3 protein-coding genes are annotated in these 2,068 nt (G+C 66.3%); all 3 read left to right on the top strand.

Annotated features, from left to right (window positions below; genetic code table 11):
• Window positions 1-225 (top strand): hypothetical protein (locus VFH65_RS07295; protein WP_353320484.1); only part of this gene is annotated, 225 nt, incomplete at its 5' end.
• Complete coding sequence (locus VFH65_RS07300; protein ID WP_353320485.1) at window positions 222-710, top strand: hypothetical protein; 489 nt, start codon at window positions 222-224, stop codon at window positions 708-710. The genes VFH65_RS07295 and VFH65_RS07300, both read left to right, overlap by 4 nt.
• An 894-nt stretch (window positions 711-1,604) precedes the next feature.
• A partial coding sequence (locus VFH65_RS07305) for a DUF7134 domain-containing protein (protein WP_353320486.1) occupies window positions 1,605-2,068 on the top strand: 464 nt, incomplete at its 3' end.

The raw sequence follows: 2,068 nt of genomic DNA on the forward strand, positions 1-2,068 counted from the left end.
GGCCTCTACAACGTCCTTCGCCAGGTCGGCCTCCGGACACTCGTCGCGCCACAGTGGGACATCGTGGCGGCCGACGTCATCCCGATCCTCAGCAAGATCCGCACCGATCTGCTGAACCGGCCCCCCCTCGCACAGTCCATCCGGCAGACTGCTCAGGAAGCCATCAACCGTGGTGTCCCCGCGTGGTCGGCCCACGCGCTCATCATCGAAGGAGACTGGCGATGACCCCGTCGCTCGCCGACGAACTCAACACCCGCACCGTCGACACCGACGGCATTCACCAGGCGCTCCGCTACTACCTCGCGGAACGGCTCGACGACCTGCCACCAGAGGACATGCTCGAGGCGATGTACTCCGCCGCCGACCGCGAACGTGTCGACGCGGCCCGCGCCGACCTCGCCCGCGATCCCCAGTTGCTGGAAGACGCCGCGCTGGTCGTGCTGTCGGCGGCCTGGCAAGAAGAATCCGAACGGGACCGGGTCCGCGCGGTGCTGACCGAAACCAAGGACAAGCTGCCCATCATCGAGGTCGGGATCATCGCGATCGCCTGCATGTACGGCATGTACCTCCTGCGCACGGGCGGCATCAAGAAGTCGGAGACCACCGTCGTCCACAAGCCCGACGGCACGTTCGAGAAGAAGGAGAAGGTCGAGTACACCGACCCGACCGGCCCACTCGGCACGATCGCTGCCATCTTCCGGCGAAGCTGAAGGCTTCTGCCGGCACACCGCCACACTCGCCTTCAACAAGGCGATCCCGCCGTACCCGCCGGTCACGCTCCACGAAAGGTCGAGACGTTCTTCGCCACCTTCGCTGATCGCTGGAACGAGACCGTCACGGCGCCGGCTGGCGACGGCCTGCGCTCCGCCGAACACGGCAAACTCCTGGCCAAGGCTCTGTTCGACTGTGAGCAGCAGACTCAGCAAGGCCTCGGCGTCGGCCACTCACTGATGGCCACCGTTGTCGTCGAGCGCGCTACCACCGTTGGCCACCGGCCATCTCGGCCGCGTGGTCGTGGGCGGCGCGGTCCACTTGGCATTTCCGGCCCTTCGGCGGCCGATCGCCGGGTTCTGACGCCCACAAAGTGCTTCCCACCATATGGCCGCTCCTTCGCAGCCAGGCAAGAGCTCTCGGATTGGTCATCATCCGCTTTGGCCCTACGCGAGCGGCGCAATAGTTTCTCGGCCAGTTCCCGGATCGCCGCGGACAGCGAAGGCGGTGACACGTGACACGCGCCGCCGGCCCGAGCAGTGCCGACTTGGCCGGTGAGGCGAGATATTCCAGCTGACGCAACAAGTACGATTGGAGGGCTGCGCCGACGGGAAGCCCGAGCCCTCCCGTTTCCATGGGAGCGGCGGAAGCCTCCCTAACCGTTGTTCGTCCTGTTTCTCATCCAACCGAAGGACCTCCGTAGGTGCCGCCGGTTCGAAGCGAACCCCGTTGAAGCCTGCGCCGCTGGTAAAAGTCGCCCCCTCGAAGCCGACGCCGGGCTGCTGAATGATTCGCCTGCCTGAATTTGTTCGGTAGAGTGTCATGGGCTACAGGTTCAGCATCGCCGCAGCTTCGCCGACACGGCAGAAGACCTGCGAGGCTAGACTGTCTCCATGTCGAAGCGCCCGGTGCGCTGGTTCACGGGCCTGATGGCCGATCCCGTGCTGGCCGTCGTGTTCACCGTTCTCGGGTTCCTGCCGTTCACGGCCGTGCTCGGGGCAAGTTTCGGGGATCTGCCGAAACGGCCGCCCGACCTGTTCGCCGTCCTGCTCACGCTGGGAATGACGGTGCCGCTCGCGGGCCGCCGGCGGTGGCCCGCCGCGTCGTTCGCGGTGATTGCGACATGTTTTGCGGTGCACGAGGTCGTTGCGTACCCCGCCACGGCGGGCACATTGGGGCTGCTGGCCGCGCTGTATTCGGTCGGTGCGCTGCAGGAGAGGCACCGCTGGGCCGTCGCGATCGTGAGCACCGCCGGGTATCTCGGATTCTGCCTGGCCTTGGTCCTGCTGCGTTCGCCGGAGGGGATCGCGGACTTTGTGGTGTTCTACGCGGCGTTGGTGGTGTGCGTGGGGATCGG

Origin of the sequence: Mycobacterium sp., assembly GCF_035697385.1 — a bacterium.
GTDB lineage: Bacteria > Actinomycetota > Actinomycetes > Mycobacteriales > Mycobacteriaceae > Mycobacterium.

Bases quoted from the DNA above. Each gene is read 5' to 3' on its own strand.
- VFH65_RS07300 (WP_353320485.1), top strand. From the start codon at position 222: ATGACCCCGTCGCTCGCCGACGAACTCAACACCCGCACCGTCGACACC.